Annotated in this window: 16 protein-coding genes; 12 read left to right on the top strand and 4 right to left on the bottom strand. The window is 69.9% G+C overall.

Annotated features, from left to right (window positions below):
- Positions 1–27: 27 nt before the first annotated feature.
- On the top strand, positions 28–1026 hold the full coding sequence (gene gap, locus AC3WQY_RS08720; RefSeq protein ID WP_492707500.1) for a type I glyceraldehyde-3-phosphate dehydrogenase: 999 nt from the start codon (positions 28–30) through the stop codon (positions 1024–1026).
- Between the two features lie 148 nt (positions 1027–1174).
- Positions 1175–3139 carry a S8 family serine peptidase gene (locus AC3WQY_RS08725; RefSeq protein WP_492707502.1) on the top strand — a complete coding sequence of 655 codons (1965 nt, stop codon included), beginning with the start codon at positions 1175–1177 and terminating at the stop codon, positions 3137–3139.
- On the opposite strand, the gene AC3WQY_RS08730 is transcribed toward AC3WQY_RS08725, so the two are convergent.
- From AC3WQY_RS08730 to AC3WQY_RS08740, 3 genes are read right to left on the bottom strand one after another with little or no spacing between them, the layout of a single operon-like run.
- Entirely contained in the window at positions 3140–3856 is a 717-nt protein-coding gene (locus tag AC3WQY_RS08730) for a hypothetical protein (RefSeq protein ID WP_492707504.1), read from the bottom strand. It lies immediately after the preceding gene.
- Complete coding sequence (locus tag AC3WQY_RS08735; protein WP_285234039.1) at positions 3856–4719, bottom strand: biotin--[acetyl-CoA-carboxylase] ligase; 864 nt, start codon at positions 4717–4719, stop codon at positions 3856–3858. The genes AC3WQY_RS08730 and AC3WQY_RS08735 overlap by 1 nt, the downstream gene beginning before the upstream one ends.
- 23 nt (positions 4720–4742) lie before the next feature.
- Positions 4743–5255, bottom strand: coding sequence for an SET domain-containing protein (locus AC3WQY_RS08740; protein WP_285234038.1), 513 nt, complete (start codon positions 5253–5255; stop codon positions 4743–4745).
- 128 nt (positions 5256–5383) lie between these two features.
- Here AC3WQY_RS08740 and AC3WQY_RS08745 point away from each other — a divergent pair, with 128 nt between their 5' ends.
- Entirely contained in the window at positions 5384–7999 is a 2616-nt protein-coding gene (locus tag AC3WQY_RS08745; protein ID WP_492707506.1) for a DNA topoisomerase III, read from the top strand.
- Here AC3WQY_RS08745 and AC3WQY_RS08750 read toward each other — a convergent pair.
- Positions 7996–8913 (bottom strand): LysR family transcriptional regulator, encoded by a 918-nt coding sequence (locus AC3WQY_RS08750; RefSeq protein ID WP_492707508.1) that lies wholly within the window; start codon positions 8911–8913, stop codon positions 7996–7998. The genes AC3WQY_RS08745 and AC3WQY_RS08750 overlap by 4 nt on opposite strands.
- Before the next feature lie 108 nt (positions 8914–9021).
- Here AC3WQY_RS08750 and AC3WQY_RS08755 point away from each other — a divergent pair, with 108 nt between their 5' ends.
- The 9 genes from AC3WQY_RS08755 to AC3WQY_RS08795 all read left to right on the top strand — a co-directional run bounded on the left by AC3WQY_RS08755 (position 9022) and on the right by AC3WQY_RS08795 (position 17725).
- A complete protein-coding gene (locus AC3WQY_RS08755; RefSeq protein ID WP_492707511.1) occupies positions 9022–9621 on the top strand; it encodes a glutathione S-transferase family protein in 600 nt (199 codons plus the stop codon).
- A complete protein-coding gene (locus AC3WQY_RS08760) occupies positions 9618–10529 on the top strand; it encodes a flavin-nucleotide-binding protein (protein ID WP_492707513.1) in 912 nt (303 codons plus the stop codon). Before AC3WQY_RS08755 ends, AC3WQY_RS08760 begins: the two co-directional genes overlap by 4 nt.
- Before the next feature lie 64 nt (positions 10530–10593).
- Positions 10594–12462 (top strand): ATP-binding protein, encoded by a 1869-nt coding sequence (locus tag AC3WQY_RS08765; protein WP_492707515.1) that lies wholly within the window; start codon positions 10594–10596, stop codon positions 12460–12462.
- Positions 12459–13247 carry a substrate-binding periplasmic protein gene (locus AC3WQY_RS08770; protein ID WP_492707518.1) on the top strand — a complete coding sequence of 263 codons (789 nt, stop codon included), beginning with the start codon at positions 12459–12461 and terminating at the stop codon, positions 13245–13247. The genes AC3WQY_RS08765 and AC3WQY_RS08770 overlap by 4 nt, the downstream gene beginning before the upstream one ends.
- 3 nt (positions 13248–13250) lie before the next feature.
- Positions 13251–14294 carry an AEC family transporter gene (locus tag AC3WQY_RS08775; protein WP_492707523.1) on the top strand — a complete coding sequence of 348 codons (1044 nt, stop codon included), beginning with the start codon at positions 13251–13253 and terminating at the stop codon, positions 14292–14294.
- Entirely contained in the window at positions 14291–15151 is an 861-nt protein-coding gene (locus AC3WQY_RS08780; RefSeq protein WP_492707526.1) for a GNAT family N-acetyltransferase, read from the top strand. The genes AC3WQY_RS08775 and AC3WQY_RS08780 overlap by 4 nt, the downstream gene beginning before the upstream one ends.
- Positions 15152–15201: 50 nt before the next feature.
- Positions 15202–16473 carry a glutamate-5-semialdehyde dehydrogenase gene (locus AC3WQY_RS08785; RefSeq protein WP_492707528.1) on the top strand — a complete coding sequence of 424 codons (1272 nt, stop codon included), beginning with the start codon at positions 15202–15204 and terminating at the stop codon, positions 16471–16473.
- Positions 16470–17183, top strand: a complete 714-nt coding sequence (queC, locus tag AC3WQY_RS08790) for a 7-cyano-7-deazaguanine synthase QueC (protein WP_285234028.1) — start codon at positions 16470–16472, stop codon at positions 17181–17183. Before AC3WQY_RS08785 ends, queC begins: the two co-directional genes overlap by 4 nt.
- A complete protein-coding gene (locus tag AC3WQY_RS08795) occupies positions 17180–17725 on the top strand; it encodes a LemA family protein (RefSeq protein ID WP_285234027.1) in 546 nt (181 codons plus the stop codon). Before queC ends, AC3WQY_RS08795 begins: the two co-directional genes overlap by 4 nt.
- Positions 17726–17727: the final 2 nt, after the last annotated feature.

Consider the following 17727-nt stretch of genomic DNA (forward strand, 5'->3'; position numbering starts at 1 on the left):
GTTTTCTTTTCTCTCAAGGAGACTCACGTGACGATCAAGATCGGTATCAACGGCTTCGGCCGCATCGGCCGCATGGTGTTCCGCGCTGCCATCGCCAACTTCAAGGAAATCGAAGTGGTCGGCATCAACGACCTGCTGGAACCCGACTACCTGGCCTACATGCTCAAGTACGACAGCGTGCACGGCAAGTTCGAGGGTGAGGTCTCGGTCGAGGGCAATACCCTGGTGGTGAACGGCAAGCTGATCCGCTTGACGCAGGAGCGCGATCCCGCCAACCTGAAGTGGAACGAGGTCGGCGCCGACATCGTGGTCGAGGCCACCGGCCTGTTCCTGGACAAGGCCGGTGCCGAGAAGCACCTCGCCGCAGGCGCCAAGAAGGTGGTGATGTCGGCTCCCTCCAAGGACGACACCCCGATGTTCGTGTTCGGCGTGAACGACAAGAGCTACGCCGGCCAGGCCATCATCTCCAACGCCTCGTGCACCACAAACTGCCTGGCCCCGGTCGCCAAGGTGCTGAACGACAAGTGGGGCATCAAGCGCGGCCTGATGACCACCGTGCACGCCGCCACCGCCACCCAGAAGACCGTGGACGGCCCCAGCAACAAGGACTGGCGCGGCGGCCGCGGCATCCTGGAAAACATCATCCCCTCGAGCACCGGCGCTGCCAAGGCCGTGGGCGTGGTGATCCCCGAGCTCAACAAGAAGCTCACCGGCATGAGCTTCCGCGTGCCCACCAGCGACGTGTCGGTGGTGGACCTGACGGTGGAACTGAACAGCCCCGCCACCTATGCCGAGATCTGCGCCGAAATGAAGGCACAGAGCCAGGGCGCCATGAAGGGCGTGCTGGGCTACACCGAAGACAAGGTGGTGGCCACCGACTTCCGTGGTGACGCCCGCACCTCCATCTTCGACGCCGACGCCGGCATCGCGCTGGACGGCACCTTCGTCAAGCTGGTGTCCTGGTACGACAACGAGTGGGGCTACTCGAACAAGGTGCTCGAGATGGTGCGCGTGATCGCGAAGTAATCGCGCTGCCATCGCGATGACGAAGGCCCCGCTTGCGGGGCCTTTTTTGTGTCCGCGACTGGCTTGTTTTTTTGCGTTTCTTTACGGCTGCGGAAATGGGCCCGACGCCTACACTGGGCCGGATAGCCATGCGTCTGGAGATCCTGCCGTGAAGACCTTTCGTCGAACCCTTGCCGCCAGCGCCTTGCTGGCCGGCCTGAGCCTCGCCGCCGTTTCGCCGCTGCCGGCGAGCGCGGCCGCCAGCAGCGTGAGCGCGAGCAGCCAGGCGCGCGTGATCGTGCGCTTCAAGGCCGCGGCCCAGAGCGTGCGCGCCAAGATCCTGGCCGCCGATGCGCTGCCCAGCCAGGCCATCCAGGTGGCGCAGACGCGCGGTACGGCGCTGGGCCTGCGCATGGGCCTCGCGCTGACCCATGCGGGCCGCAGCCTGGACGCGCGCACCCATGTCTATACGGCGGCCGGTATCGATGCGGCCACGCTGGCCAAGCGCCTGGCGGCCGATGCCGAGGTGGAGCTGGTGGCGGTGGACCAGCGCCGCCGCGCCACCGCGCTGCCCAACGATCCGCTGTTTGCCGAGGGCAACAGCGCCCTCGCGGCGGGCCAGTGGTATCTGCGCGCCCCGGACAGCACGGTGGTCTCCAGCATCAACGCGGTGAAGGCCTGGGACAGCAGCACCGGCAGCGCCGTGGTGGCGGTGCTGGACACCGGCGTGCGCTACGAACACCCCGACCTGGCCGCCAAGCTGCTGCCGGGCTACGACCTGATCAGCGAGACCCTGGTCGCCAACGACGGCAATGTGCGCGACAGCGATGCCAGCGACCCCGGCGATGGCGTCACCCAGGCCGATGTGGACGGCCCGCTGAAGGACATCTGCAGCAGCAGCGATGTGGGCGGCAGCTCCTGGCATGGCACGCGGGTGTCCGGCCTGATCGGCGCGGCCACCGACAACGGCGTGGGCATCGCCGGCGTCAGCTGGGGCAGCAAGATCCTGCCGGTGCGGGTGCTGGGCCGTTGCGGTGGCTACGACTCCGACATCATGGCCGGCATGCGCTGGGCCGCCGGCATCAGCGTGCCCGGCCTGCCGCTCAACGCCAACGTGGCACGCGTGCTGAACATGAGCCTGGGCAGCGACGGCTCCTGCGCCGCCAGCGACGCAACCGGCCAGCTCTACCGCGAGACCATCGCGGATGTGGGCGCCAAGGGCGCGCTGGTGGTCGCCGCCGCCGGCAACAATGCCGGCCAGGCGGTGGGCATCCCGGCCAACTGCCCGGGCGTGCTGGCGGTGGGGGCGCTGCGCCATATCGGCAGCAAGGTGGGCTTCTCGGCCGTGGGGCCCGAGGTGGGCTTGAGCGCGCCGGGCGGCAATTGCGTCAACGAGACCGGCGCCTGCCTCTACTCCCTCATCACCACCACCAACCTGGGCGCGCAGGCGCCGGGCGCCAGCGGCTACACCAACAGCAATGCCAATGTGGGCACGAGCTTCTCGGCGCCCCTGGTGTCGGGCACGGCGGCCCTGCTGCTGTCGACGCGGCCCAGCCTCAGCGTGGCCGAGCTGGTGAACGTGCTCAAGAGCACCACCCGGCGCTTCCCAACCAGTGGCGCCGCCAGCACGGTGACGCAATGCCGCGCGCCCGACAGCACCGAACAGCTGGAGTGCTACTGCACCACCGGCACCTGCGGCGCCGGCATGCTGGACGCGGCCGCGGCCGTGCAGGCGGTGGCGGCCGCCAACACCGCCTCGGTGCAGATCACCGCCGGCGCCGCCGCGGTGGCCGGCCAGACGCTCTCGCTCAGCGGCGCGGCCCTGGGCCTGGCCGCCGGACGCACGGTGGCGAGCTCGGTGTGGAGCATCGTCGACGGTGGCGGCATCGTCAGCGGCTTCGCCAGCCAGAGCGGCCTCAGCGCCAGCGTCACGCCCAGCGCGGCCGGCAGTTTCAGCGTCAAGCTGACGCTCACCGATGACCTGGGCTTTGTCTACAGTGCCAGCACCAGCATCAGCGTGGCGGCGGCACCGGTGAGCAGCAGCAGTGGCGGCGGCGGTGGCGGCGCGATGCAGGGCGCCTGGCTGCTGGCCCTGCTGGCCTGCGTGCCGCTGCTGCGGCGGGCGCGCCGCTGATCAGCGCGAGGCGCCGCTCGCCGGCGCCTGGGCGGATGATGCGGCCGCACTGGCCGCCGCCGCGGCCACCTCGGCGGCACAGGGCTTGAGGTTCAGGCTGCCGCCGTTCTTGATGGCGGCAAGCCGTGCCTGCAGGCCGCCATCGGCCTGGGCAAAACGCAGCAGGTGCAGGGCCTTGGGCGCCTGCAGGGGCAGCACGCGCAAGCCCTTCAGGGCGCGCTGCGAGAGCGCCTCGACCTGGTCCGCGGCGGCCTTCTCGCTGGCGTGGCGCGAGAGCACCATGCTGGGCATCTCGTCGGCCGGGCCGTCAAGGTATTCATAACTGATCTTGAGGCGCTTGTAGGTCTCTTCCTTGCGCGTCTGGAATTCCTTGTTGGGGAATTTGATGGTGGCCACGGCCCAGACGCCCGCCACCTCGCTGGCGATGTCCTGCCACTCGCCGGCGGCCACGCCGGCCTTGTCGAGCTGGGTCTGCAGGCCGTGCAAGGCTTCCTCGCCCTCCACCGGGCCCAGCTCCAGGCAGGCACGCGTCTGCAAGGCCTTGGCGGTTTGCGGCGAGACCAGGGTGAGGCGCTCGGGGTGTTGCTGCTGCTGCAGGCGTTCGGGTTCGCGGTCGCCCTGGGCGCGCAGGCCCGTGACGGCGTCCAGCCAGCCCTGGGTCCAGGCGAAGAAGGCCACGTTGGCGGCAAGCAGCAGGACCAGCAGGGCGCGTAGCATCAGCTACCCAGCCGCACGCTGACTTCACCGCCGCTCACCGGCAGCAGGCCATCGGCCGTCTGAACCAGCAGCTCGCCCTGGGCGCTCACGCCCTGGGCCACGCCTTCCAGGTTGCCGGCCACCACCTCGTGGCCGCGCAGCAGGTCGCGGCTGGCGTATTCGGCCTGCCAGGGTGCAAAACCGGCCTCGGCAAAGCGTTTCAGCGCCAGCACCAGGGGGCGCGCCACGCGCGCCAGCACGGCCGGGGCATCCAGCCCGGGTTCGAATTCGTCCAGGCTGGCAAAGCCGGTGCTGAACTGGCCCTCCAGGGCCTGCGGGGTCAGGTCTTGCCGGGCGACGTTCAGGCCGATGCCGATGATGGCCATGCGCTGGCTGCCGGCCGGCACGGTCTCGATCAGGATGCCGCCGAGCTTGCGCCCGTCCAGCCAGATGTCGTTGGGCCACTTGAGCTGCAGGCGCGGCTGCGCGGCCGGCTGCGGCTCCAGGCCCTGGGCGATGGCGCAGCCCACCGCCAGCGAGAGGCCCGACCAGTCGGCCAGGTCCATCGGCACCGCCAGCGAGAAGGTCAGCGAGGCGCCGGGCTGGGCATGCCAGCTGCGGCCCATGCGGCCGCGGCCATGGGTCTGGTGCTCGGCCACCAGCAGGCAGGGGTTCATGTCGTGGGCGCGCCGGCCGTAGGTGCCATGCTCGCCGCCGCGCTCGCCGGGGTGGCGCGTATCGCTGCGCACGCGCTCCAGCAGGGCGGTGTTGGTGGAGTCCACCCGTGCCAGCACCTCGATGGAGAGGCCCGGCAGCACCGGTTCCAGGTCTTGCCAGAGGGCTTCAACCCCCCAATGCTGGTGCGTAAGCGCGGAGTTGGGCACGCGTGCGGTCCTTGTCTGTCGGTCTAGCGTTTGGGCGCCAGCATCGTGCCACGGCAGTCGGCCGAGCCGCAACGGCAGGCGTATTCTTTTTTCAGCTTGGGGGTGTAGCGCTCGTCGATCACCAGGCCGTAGTCGTAGAACAGCTCCTCGCCGGGGAAGAGGTCGCGCAGCGCCTTGATGAAGACGCGGCCGTTGATCTCGTCGGCCTCGCAGTTGGGCTCGCAGCTGTGGTTGATCCAGCGCGCGCTGTTGCCGCCGTACAGCGCGTCGATCACCTCGCCGGTGTCGAGCTGGAAATAGAAGGTATGGTTCGGGTCGCTCGGGTCGTGGGGGTGGCGGTCCATCGCCTCGTCCCAGCTGATGCGTTCGCCGGTGTACTCGATCAGGGTTTCGCCGGCCTCGATATGGGCCATCGCGTAGACGCCGCGGCCATGCACGCCCGAACGCCGCACCTGGATGCGCCTGCCGCTCGTCTTGATGACATGGGCAGCATGGCGCGCGGCAAAGGGCTTGGCATTCGGCTTGGCTTGCGGCATGGCTCGAGTTGGTTACATTGAAATCATGGGTGCGCGCGTGTGCGTGTGCGCGCGAGGCCGCATTGTAGGCATGGCTTCGAGCACCCCGTATCAGGCCGCAGTTTGGCGAACAGAACAACGAAGGAACCATGAGCAAGTCACTGATCATTGCCGAGAAGCCCAGCGTGGCCCAGGACATCGTGCGAGCGCTCACGCCCGCTTCGGGCAAGTTCGAGAAGCACGACGAGTATTTCGAGAACGACGACTACGTGGTCAGTTCGGCCGTCGGCCACCTGGTCGAGATCAAGGCGCCGGAGGAGTTCGACGTCAAGCGCGGCAAGTGGAGCTTCAACAACCTGCCGGTGATCCCCCCGCATTTCGATCTGAACCCGATCGACAAGAGCAAGGGCCGCCTCAACGCGCTGGTCAAGCTGATCCGCCGCAAGGACGTGACCAGCCTCATCAACGCCTGTGACGCGGGCCGCGAGGGTGAGCTGATCTTCCGCCTGATCGTGCAGTACGCCGGCACCGCCAAGGCCGCCATCAGCAAGCCGGTGTCGCGGCTGTGGCTGCAGTCGATGACGCCGCAGGCGATTCGCGACGGCTTCGACAAGCTGCGCAGCGATGCCCAGATGCTGCCCCTGGCCGACGCGGCGCGTTGCCGCTCCGAGGCCGACTGGCTGGTGGGCATCAACGGCACGCGCGCCATGACGGCCTTCAACTCGCGCGACGGCGGCTTCTTCCTCACCACCGTCGGCCGGGTGCAGACGCCCACGCTCTCGATCGTGGTGGAGCGCGAGGAAAAGATCCGCAAGCACATCTACCGCGACTACTGGGAGGTGCGTGGCAGCTTCGACGCGCAGGCCGGCCAGTACGAGGGCAAGTGGTTCGACCCCAAGTGGAAGAAGAACCCCGAGGATGCCGAGCAGCGCGCCGACCGCGTCTGGAGCCGTGCCGAGGCCGACGCGATCGCCGCCGCGGCCAAGGGCCAGCCCGCCAGCGTCAGCGAGGAAAGCAAGCCCAGCACCCAGGCCAGCCCGGGCCTGTATGACCTGACCACGCTGCAGCGCGAGGCCAACTCGCGCTTCGGCTTCTCGGCCAAGACCACGCTGGGCCTGGCCCAGGCCCTGTACGAGAAGCACAAGGTGCTGACCTACCCGCGTACCGACTCGCGCTACCTGCCCGAGGACTATCTGGCGGTGGCCAAGCAGACCGCCGAGATGATCGCCTCGGAGGACCTGCCCGGCCCGCTGATGGCGCTGGCCCAGCATGCCAGCACGGCGCTGAAGAACGGCTATATCAAGCCGACCAAGAAGGTGTTCGACAACGCCAAGGTCTCGGATCACTTCGCCATCATCCCGACGCTGCAGGCGCCCAAGAGCCTCACCGAGGCCGAGGCGAAGCTCTACGACATGGTGGTCAAGCGCTTCCTGGCGGTGTTCTTCCCGGCGGCCGAGTTCCAGGTCACCACGCGCATCTCCACCGTCAAGAACGCTGGCAAGGAATACGCCTTCCAGACCAATGGCAAGGTGCTGGTGAAGCCGGGCTGGCTGGCCATCTATGGCAAGGACAGCCAGGTCGACGACGCCGCCGATGGCACGGGCGCCAACCTGGTGCCGGTGGCCGCCGGCGAACTGGTGCGCACCGAGAGCACCGACGTGAAGGCGCTGCAGACCAAGCCGCCGGCGCGCTACACCGAAGCCACGCTGCTCTCCGCCATGGAAGGCGCGGGCAAGCTGGTGGACGACGACGAGCTGCGCGAGGCCATGGCCGAGAAGGGCCTGGGCACGCCAGCCACGCGCGCCGCCACCATCGAAGGCCTGATCACCGAGAAGTACATGCTGCGCGAGGGCCGCGAGCTGATCCCCACCGCCAAGGCCTTCCAGCTGATGACCCTGCTGCGCGGCCTGGGCGTGGAGGACCTCACCAAGCCCGAGCTCACCGGCAACTGGGAATTCCAGCTCGCCGAGATGGAGAAGGGCCGCCTCAACCGCGACGCCTTCATGGCCGAGATTGCCGCCATGACCCAGCGCGTGGTGCAGAAGGCCAAGGAATACGACCGCGACACCATCCCGGGCGACTACGCGACCCTGAAGACGCCTTGCCCCAAGTGCGGCGGCGTGGTGAAGGAGAACTACCGGCGCTTCACCTGCACCGGCAAGTCAGGGGATGCCGAGGGCTGCGGCTTCTCCATTGGCAAGATCCCCGGTGGCCGCAGCTTCGAGCTGGCCGAGGTGGAGCAGTTCCTGGCGCACAAGAAGATCGGGCCGCTGGAAGGCTTCCGCTCCAAGGCGGGCTGGCCCTTCACCGCCGAGCTGGCCCTGGTCTACGACGAGGAGCTGGCCAACTGGAAGCTCGAGTTCGACTTCGGCGAGGACGCCAAGAAGGCCGAGGAAGAGGGCGAGCCGGTGGACTTCAGCGCCCAGGAATCGCTGGGCCATTGCCCCAAGTGCGGCGGCGGCGTCTACGAGCATGGCACGAACTACATCTGCCAGAACGCGGTCGGCGCCAAGGCCGCCTGCGATTTCAAGAGCGGCAAGATCATCCTGCAGCAGCCGGTGGAGTTGGGCCAGATGAGGAAGCTGCTGGAAACCGGCAAGACCGATCTGCTGGAGAACTTCGTCTCCAACAAGACGCGCCGCAAGTTCAAGGCCTTCCTCGCTTTCGACAAGAAGGAGGGCAAGGTGATGTTCGAGTTCGAGCCGCGTGCCGCCAAGGTGCCGGGCAAGGCGCCGGCCAAGAAGGCAGCTGCCAAGAAAGCCTAGCCCAGGCCGCCGCCCTGCAGGATCGGCTCGGCGCGCAGGCGCTGGCCGGCCAGTTCGATGAAGGCGCGCACCTTGGCGGGGGCGCGCCGCCCGGCCGGGTAGACGATGTGCACCGGCACCGGCGGGCGCTCGAACTCGGCCAGCACGATGCGCAGCGCGCCGCTCTGCACATGCTCGGCCACTTGGTAGGCCAGGCCGCGCGTCAGGCCATGGCCGGCCAGGGCCGCGGCAATGCCGATCTCGCTGGTGTTGGCCACCCAGTCCATGCGCGGCTGCACCTGCACCCGCGCCGCGTCGGGCCCGAAGGCCCAGGGCTCGGGCACCAGGCCGTCGAAGGAAAAGCCCACCGCCCGGTGCAGGGTCAGGTCTTGCGGGCTGCGCGGTTCGCCATGGCGCGCCAGATAGTCCGGCGAGGCCACCACCAGGCGCCGCAGGCTGCCCACGCGCAGCGCGGTGAGGCCCGAGTCGGGCAGCCGGGCGATGCGTATCGCCACGTCAATGCCCTCGTCCTGCAGATGCACGATGCGGTCGACGAACAGGCTGCGCAGCTGCACCCTGGGCTGGGCCTGCAGAAACTCCATCAGGATGGGCACCACATGCAGGCGGCCGAACATCGCCGAGGCCGTCACCGCCAGCACGCCGCTGGCCTCGTGCTGCAGCCCCGCCACCTGGCCCTCGGCCTCGTCCAGATCGGCCAGGATGCGCCGGCAGTCCTGCAGAAAGCGCTCGCCCACCTCGGTGAGGCGCAGGCTGCGGGTGCTGCGTTGCAGCAGCAGGCTGCCCAGGCGCGCCTCCAGCGCCGCCAGCGCGCGCGTGGCCGTGGGGGCCGAAAGCCCCAGGCGCCGTGCCCCGGCGGCCAGGCTGCCGAGTTCGGCCACGGCGACAAAACAGCGCAGCGAGTCGAGATGGTCCATTCTTTCAGGCCCTGAAATTCTGTATGGCTTTATAGCGCCGTTCCCTCGGGCGGCCGGATTGCCTACGCTGCGGGCATCTCTCTTTCTCCCTTCCGCACAGGAGCGCCCATGTCCCGCCGCCTCTACCAGTTCGCCATCTCCGGCCATTGCCACCGTGTCGCCCTGATGCTTGCGCTGCTGGGCCTGCCTTACGAGCGCGTGGAGGTGGACCTGTTCAAGCGCGCCCAGCGCGAGCCCGGTTTTCTGGCGCTGAACCCGCTCGGCCAGGTGCCGGTGCTGGACAATGAGGGTCAGGTCTTGAGCGACAGCAACGCCATCCTGGTCTATCTGGCGATGCGCTACCCGGGCGGCCAGGCCTGGCTGCCCCAGGATGCGCTGGGCTGGGCGCGGCTGCAGCGCTGGTTCAGCCTGGCCGCCAGCTGGCTGGACGAGGGCCCGGCGACGGCGCGCTTCGCCAGGCTGAGCGGCCGCGAGGTGCCGGCCCAGGCGGTCCAGCTGGCCGAGCGGCTGTTCGGCCATATGGAGCAGGAGCTGCAACGCGCCGACTGGCTGCTGGGCGCCGCCCCCAGCCTGGCCGATGTGGCGCTCTACACCTACACGGCACATGCGCCCGAGGGCGGCATCGAGCTCGCGCCCTATCCGCGCCTGCGCGCCTGGCTGGCGCGCGTCGAGGCCTTGCCGGGCTTTGTGCCGATGGTGGCGGCATGACGGGCGGGCTGCAGGACCCCTTCCACGCCGGCGAGCAGGCCCTGCAGGCCGAGGTCGGCGTGCGCGCGCGGATGGCGGAGATCGGCCCCAAGCTGGTACGCGAGCACATGCCCGAGCAGCACCGCGAGCTGTTCGGCAAGCTGCCCACGCTGCTGCTGGCGGCGCTGGACGCCGAGGGCCAGCCCTGGGCCACCATGGTGGCGGGCGCGCCGGGCTTTGTCAGCACCCCGCATGAGCGCGAGCTGGCGGTGGCGCTGGGGCCAGCACCGGACGATCCGGTGCTGGCGCTGCTGGCCCCCGGCGCACCGGTGGGCGTGCTGGGCCTGGAGCCGCACACGCGCCGGCGCAATCGCATGAACGGCCGCGTGCTGGCGCATGCCGAGGGCCGGCTGCGCATCGAAGTGCTGCAGAGCTTCGGCAACTGCCCCAAGTACATCCAGGCGCGGCAGCCGCTGCCGCGCCCGCCCGGCCCGGCGCCGACCAGCCAGATGCTCGGCCCCGGCCTGGACGCAGCGGCGCTGGCGCTGATCGCCCGCAGCGACACCGCCTTCATCGCGAGCGCCTCGGCGCGGGCGCACAGCCCGGGCCGCAGCGAGGGCCTGGACGTCTCGCACCGCGGCGGGCCGCCGGGCTTTCTGCGCCGCCGCGCGCAGGGCGGCCAGCTCTGGCTGGAGCTGGACGACTACCCGGGCAATCTGTTCTTCAACACGCTGGGCAATCTGGCCGTGCATCCGCAGGCCGGCCTGCTGCTGGTGGACTACCGCGACGGCGGCCTGCTGCACCTGCGCGTGCGCGCCCAACTCGAGGGGCATGATCTGCGCCTGGCGGTGCTGGGCGGGCTGTGGCGCCCCGGCGTGCTGCCCTGGTGCTGGAGCGAGGCCGAGCCGGCGCCGCAATTCCGCCCCTGAGCGCGTTTTTTTGGGCGACACTCCGGCCCAAAGCTGCCGGTGCGGCAGCGTACAGGAGAGGAGCTTGCGCCTGTCGCCCAGAGTGCTCAGCATCCAGACGCGCTTGATCGCCGGCATAGGCCTGGCCGCCACGGCCCTGGTGGTGCTGATTGGTTGGTACTGGACCGGCCGCGAGGAGCGCGAGCTCAACGCGGCCCTGGAGTTGCGCGAGGCGCGCATGGCCCAGTTGCTGGCGCGCGGCTTTGCCGGCCCGGTGTGGAACCTCGACAACGCCGCCATCGCCAACCTGCTGGATGCGGTGATGGCCGACCCCGAGGTGCATGGCATCACGCTGACGGCCATGGGGGTCGAGGGCCTGGTGCTGTCGCGCTCGCGCAAGGAGGCGGCGGTGCAGCCGCTCGCGCATCGCTTCGAGGTGATCTACCAGGCGCGTGCCGGCAGCGCCTCCAGCGTGGTCGGCCATGTGGACCTGGTCTACACGCGTGCCCTGGTGCGCGCGAGCGTGGCCAGCACGCAGCGCTTCGTGGCCAGCCTGCTGGCCGCCGTGCTGCTGGCGGTGGTGGGGGCCAGCTATGTGCTGGTGAACCGGCTGGTGAAGCGGCCGGTGTCGCGCCTGGGCGACCTGGCCAGCCGCGTCGCCGAGGGCGAGCTGGGCGCCCAGCTGCCGGTGGAGCGGGCCGACGAGATCGGCGTGCTGACCTCGCAGCTGAACGCCATGAGCCTGCAGCTGCAGCAGAGCTCGCTGGGCCTGCGCGCCAGCGAGGAGCGCTACCGCAGCCTGTTCGAGAACGCCAGCGAGGGCATCTTCCAGGCCGATTCGCATGGGCGGCTGCTGAGCCTGAACCGCGCGCTCTCGTCCATGCTGGGCTATGCGCGGCCCGAGCAGGCCAGGCTGCAGGGCGCCAGCCTGCGCCGCCTGGCGCATGTGCAGCCGGACGAATACCGCCGCATCGCGCGCGCGCTGCTGCGCCACCGCCTGCTGCAGCAGGTGCCGATGCTGGTGGCCACGCGCGACGGGCGCGAGCTCTGGATCGAGCTGAGCGTGCACATCGTCACTGACGCCCAGGGGCGCCAGCGCGTCGAGGGCATGGTCAGCGACATCTCGCAGCGCCGCCTGGCCGAGCAGGAACTGACGCGCCACCGCGATCATCTGGAGGAGCTGGTGGCCGAGCGCACCCAGGAGCTGAGCCAGGCCAAGCAGCGCGCCGAGAGCGCCAACCAGAGCAAGAGCCGCTTCCTGGCCACCATGAGCCATGAGTTCCGCACCCCGCTCAACGCCATCCTGGGCTTTGCCCAGCTGCTGCAGATGGACGCCAGCCTGCAGGAGGGGCAGCAGGGCAAGATCAGGCTGATACGCGATTCGGGCGAGCATCTGCTGAGCCTGATTACCGATCTGCTCGACATGGCCAGCATCGAGGCCGGCAAGGTCAGCCTGCAGACCGCCACCCTGGACCTGCTGGCGCTGGTGGAGATGGTCTGCGACGCGGTGCGCCTGCGCAGCCATGAGAAGGGGCTGGAGTTCCGCCTCGAGCTGCACCCCGGCGTGCCCACGCGGGTGCGCGCCGACGGCCAGCGCCTGCGCCAGGTGCTGCTGAACCTGCTCTCGAACGCGGTCAAGTTCACCGACCATGGCCATGTCAGCCTGCGCCTGGACCTGCTGGCCTACCAGGGCGGCATGGCACGGGTGCGCTTCGAGGTCAGCGATACCGGCATCGGCATTCCGGCCGAGCAGGTCGCGCGCCTGTTCCAGCCCTTCGAGCAGGTCTCGGAGGCGACGCGGCGCCAGGGCGGCACCGGCCTGGGCCTGTCGATCAGCCAGGAGCTGGTGCGGCTGATGGGCGGCCAGATCGAGGTGCAGACCGAGCTCGGCCGCGGCAGCAGCTTCCAGTTCGTGCTCGAGCTGCCGGTGCAGGCGATGGCGGCGCTGCCATGAGGACCTGGGCCTGGCCGCTGCTGCTGACGCTGGCGATGGCCGGCGCCGGTGCGCATCCGCTGTGCCGCAAGCCGATCGACGTCGGCTTCTACGACTTCGGCGCGCATTACGACGCGCGCAACGGCGAGGGCATCGATACCGATCTGGTGCGGGCGCTGGGCGAGCGCAGCGGCTGCAGCTTCCGGCCGGTCTACCTCTCGCGCGTGCTGATCTGGCGGCGCCTGGCGAGCGGCCAGCTCGACATGACCGTCTCCGGCCTGGCCACGCCGGAGCGCCAGCGCTACGCGGAATTCCTGCCCTATATGCAGACCCGCAACGTGATCCTGATGCGTGCCGAGCTGAAGGGGCTGAACTCGCCGGCCGAGTTCGAGGCCATGCCGGCGCTGCACCTGGGCGTGGTACTGGGCTACAAGCATGGGGCGGGCTGGGACGATTGGATCGAGGGCCTGCGCAACAGCGGGCGGGTCGAGACCGCCGGCGACCTGCCGACCCTGATGCGCCTGCTGGACAGCGGCCGCGTCGACGCGGTGCCCATCATCCCGACGGTGCTGCCGGGCCTGCTGCAGCAGCGCGGCGAGCAGGCGCCGCCCCTGCTCACCCAACCCTGGTTCAACCAGCAGCCCAAGCAGGAGGCCTGCCTGGCGATGAGCCGTCAGCGCATGACGCCGGCGCTGCGCCAGCATCTCGCCGCCAGCCTGGCGCAGCTCAAGCGCGAGGGCGTGCTGAGCAAGATCCTGCACAAGCACCTGGGCGATGAGGAGGCGCGCGCGGCCACACTGCCTTGACGCATGTGGACATTACCGACGGCGCTGGCGCGTGCCGACGGTGATACTGGCCGCATGACGGTGGTGGTGTTCTACAAGCTGCTGGCGATCTTCATCGCGGTGGCCATCGGTTGGTTCGTCGGGCGCATGCGCTGGCTGGGTGACAGCCAGGCGGGCGGCAGCGGGGGCGACCCCGCGCGCGTGCTGTCCAGCGCGGCCTTCTACATCTTCGTGCCGGCGCTGCTGTTCCGCACCACCGCGCGGGTCGAGTTCGCGGCGCTGCCCTGGGCTACGCTGACGGCCTTCTTCGTGCCGGTGATCGGGTTGATGCTGGGCGTGTACGGCGTGCAGCGCTGGCGCGGCGCCGGCCGCGCGGCGGTGGCCGTGCCCAGCGTGCAGGCCATCACCGCCAGCTTCGGCAACACCTTGCAGGTGGGCGTGCCGCTGGCCGCCGGCGTGTTCGGCGAGGCCGGCCTGGCCATCCACATCACGGTGGTGAGCCTGCACGCGCTGACCCTGCTGACGGTGCTGACCCTGCTGGTGGAGCTGGACCTGGCGCGCGAACGTGCGCGCGACCAGGCCGAGAGCCTGCTGCGCACGCTCGCCACCACGGTGCGCAACACCGTCATCCATCCGGTGGTGCTGCCGGTGCTGGCCGGCCTGCTCTTCAATGCCGCCGGCTTCACCCTGCCGGCGGTGCTGGACGAGGTGCTGCAGATGCTGGGCACCGCGGTGGTGCCGCTGTGCCTCACCCTGATCGGTATGTCGCTGGCCTATTACGGCTGGCCGCGCGCCTGGCGCGGCGCGCTCGGGCTGGCGGCGCTCAAGCTGCTGTTGCTGCCGGCCCTGGTGCTGCTGCTGGCGCACTGGGGCCTGGGCCTCTCGGGCATGCCACTGGGCGTGATCGTGATGATGGCGGCCCTGCCGGCCGGTTCCAACGCGCTCATCTTCGCGCAGCGCTACCGCTGCATGGAGGGCGAGACCACCGCCGCCATCGTGATCTCGACGCTCTGTTTCGTTCTCAGCGCGCCGCTCTGGCTGGCGCTGCTCGCCTACCTGAAGTTATGACGCAAGACCTGACCCCCATCGATGTGCGGCCCGCCGATGCCGTGCCGGCCGAGCGCCTGCATGCCGCCTTCGGCGCGGCCTTTGCCGATTACCTGATCGGGCCCTTCCAGCTCAGCCCGGCGCAATGGCCGGGCTTTCTGGCGCGCCAGGGGGTTGAGCTGGGGCTCAGCCGCGTGGCCGTTCGAGAGGGTGTTGGCGAGGGCGAGATCCTGGCCTTTGCCTTCACCGCGCCGCGCCCCGGCATCGGCCGCTGGCGCCTCGGCACCATGGGCGCGACACCGGCGGCGCGCGGCAGCGGCGCGGCGCCGGCCCTGCTTGACGACTTCATCGCGCGCGCCCGCAAGGCCGGCATGGCGGCGGTGGAGCTGGAGGTGTTTGCGCAGAACGAGCGCGCGCGCCGGCTCTACGAGGGCCGCGGCTTTGCCCTGCTGCACGAGCTGCATGGCTATCTGGCCGAGCCCGGCAGCGTGGCGGCGCGGGCCCATGCGGTGCAGCAAGTCACGCAGGCCGAGGCGCTGGCCTGGCTGGATGCGCTGGCGCTGCCCGACCTGCCGCTGCAGGTGACGCCCGCCATCCTGGGCCAGTCGGCGTTGCAGGCCTGGCGGCATGGCCAGGCCCAGCTGCTGTTCTCGTTGCCGGACGAGGCCCATGTGCAGATCGCCTGCCTGGTCGATACCGGCCCGGCCCAGGCCGATGCGCGCGCCCTGCTGCAAACGCTGGCGGCCGAGTTCCCGCAGCGCCGCCTGCGCGTGCCGCAGCTGCAGCGCCTGGACCTTGGGGGTCAGGCCTTGCGCGAACTCGGTTTCGCGCTCCAGCCCCTGCATCAATGGCTGATGTGGCGGCCGCTCAGCGCGTGATGGGCGCGTGATGAGCGCGTGATTTTTGGGCTTGGGCGAGAATGCTCGCCATGAACGCAGCAGTCCTCCCCAACGATCTCGCGCCCTATATGCGGCAGCTGGGCGAACGCGCCCGCGCCGCCGCCACCCTGATGGCCGCGGCCTCCACGGCCGCCAAGAACCAGGCCCTGCTGGCGCTGGCGCGCCGCCTGCGCGAGGCCGGCCCGGCCCTGCAGGCCGCCAACGAGCGCGATCTGCAGGCCGCCAGCGGCCTGGATGCACCGATGCTGGACCGCCTCAAGCTGGCGCCCAAGGTGCTGGCCACGGTGGCCGAAGGCTGCGAGCAGATCGCCGCCATGCCCGATCCGATCGGCGAGATCAGCGGCGTGAAGCGCCGCCCCAGCGGCATCAGCGTGGGCCAGATGCGCGTGCCGCTGGGCGTGTTCGGCATGATTTACGAGAGCCGGCCCAATGTCACCATCGAGGCCGCCTCGCTGGCGATCAAGAGCGGCAATGCCTGCATCCTGCGCGGTGGTTCCGAGGCCCTGCATTCCAATCTGGCGCTGGCCGCGCTGGTGGCGGCGGCGCTGCAGGAGGCCGGCCTGCCCGCCGACGGTGTGCAGCTCGTCAACACCACCGACCGCGCCGCGGTAGGCCTGCTGATCGCCATGCCCGAGTATGTGGATGTGATCATCCCGCGCGGCGGCAAGGGCCTGATCGAGCGCATCAGCCGCGAGGCGCGCGTGCCGGTGATCAAGCACCTGGACGGCAACTGCCACAGCTATGTGGATGCCGATGTCGATCTGGAGCTGGCGCTGAAGGTGGTGGACAACGCCAAGACGCAGAAATACAGCCCCTGCAATGCCACCGAATCGCTGCTGGTGCACAGCAAGCAGGCGGGCGCCTTCCTGCCGCGCATCGCGGCGATCTTCGCGGCCAAGGGCGTGGAGATGCGCGGCTGCCTGCGCACCCTGGCCCTGTTGCCAGCTGCCAAGCCGGCCACCGAGGCCGACTGGAGCGAGGAATACCTGGCCCCCATCATCAGCGTCAAGGTGGTGGACAGCCTGGACGAGGCGATTGCCCATATCAATCGCTACGGCTCGCACCACACCGATGCCATCCTCACCACCAACCACCCGAACGCGATGCGTTTTCTGCGCGAGGTCGATTCGGCCAGCGTGATGGTGAACGCCAGCACGCGCTTTGCCGATGGCTTCGAGTACGGCCTGGGCGCCGAGATCGGCATCTCCACCGACAAGTTCCATGCCCGCGGCCCGGTGGGCCTGGAGGGCCTGACCTCGATGAAGTGGCTGGTGCTGGGGCAGGGCGAGGTGCGCCAATGAGCGCGGCGGCCACGCGCAAGGCGCTGGTGCTGTTCTCCGGCGGCCAGGATTCCACCGCCTGCCTGGCCTGGGCGCTGCAGCGCTATGCCGAGGTGGAGACCATCGGCTTCGATTACGGCCAGCGGCATCGCGTCGAGCTGGACTGCCGGCAGGTGGTGCGGCGCGAGCTCGCCGCCGCCTTTCCGGCCTGGGCCGCCAAGCTGGGCGAGGACCATCTGCTGGACCTGGGCCTGCTGGGCCAGATCTCGGACACCGCGCTGACCGAGGCGCGCGCCATCGAGATGCAGGCCAACGGCCTGCCCAACACCTTTGTGCCGGGCCGCAATCTGCTGTTCCTCACCTTCGCCGCCACGCTGGCCTACCGCCGCGGCGCCTCGGTGCTGGTGGGGGGCATGTGCGAGACCGATTTCTCCGGCTACCCCGACTGCCGCGACAACACGCTGAAGGCCTTGCAGGTGGCGCTGAGCCTGGGCCTGGACGCGCCCATGACGCTGGAGACGCCGCTGATGTTCATCACCAAGGCCGAGACCTGGGCGCTCACCGCGCAGCTCGGCGGCGCGGCGCTCAACGAGCTGATCATCGAGCACACCCACACCTGCTACCTGGGCGAGCGCAGCCAGCGCCATGCCTGGGGTTATGGCTGCGGCAGCTGCCCGGCCTGCGAGCTGCGCGCGCGCGGCCATGAGGAATACCGGGCCGGGGTGCGATGAACACCTGGTCCTGGGCCGGCTGGGTCAGCCTGGCCGCGCTGTTCTTCTGGGCCGTGGGCGCCTACAACCGCGTGATGCGGCTGCGCAATGCCATCGTCGCGGCCTATGCCCAGCTGGACGAGGCGCTGAACCAGCGCGCCGCGCTGTGCGCCAAGCTGCTGAGCCTGCTGCGCCCGCTGCTCAGCAACGAGCAGGCCACCTTCGATGCGCTGGAAACGGCTCAGGCCGAGGCCCATGCGGCGGCCCAGACGGTGCGCGCGCGCCCCTTCGCGGCCGACCCGCTGGCCAATCTGGCGGTGGCCGCGGCCGTGCATGCGGCCGCGCTGACGCGCCTGATGTCGCTGATCGAGCACCATGGCGAGCTGCGCGAGCACCCCGAGGTCTATACCCTGGCGGACGAGCTCAAGATGGTGGAGCGCCACCGCGCCTTCGCGCGCCAGGTCTTCAACCAGGCGGTGGGCGCCTACAACCAGGCGGTGCAGCAGTTCCCGACGCGGGTGCTGAGCAGCTTCTTCGGCTTCGCCGAAGCGCGTTCGCTCTGATG

The organism is Roseateles sp. FW301-B2, assembly GCF_058788955.1.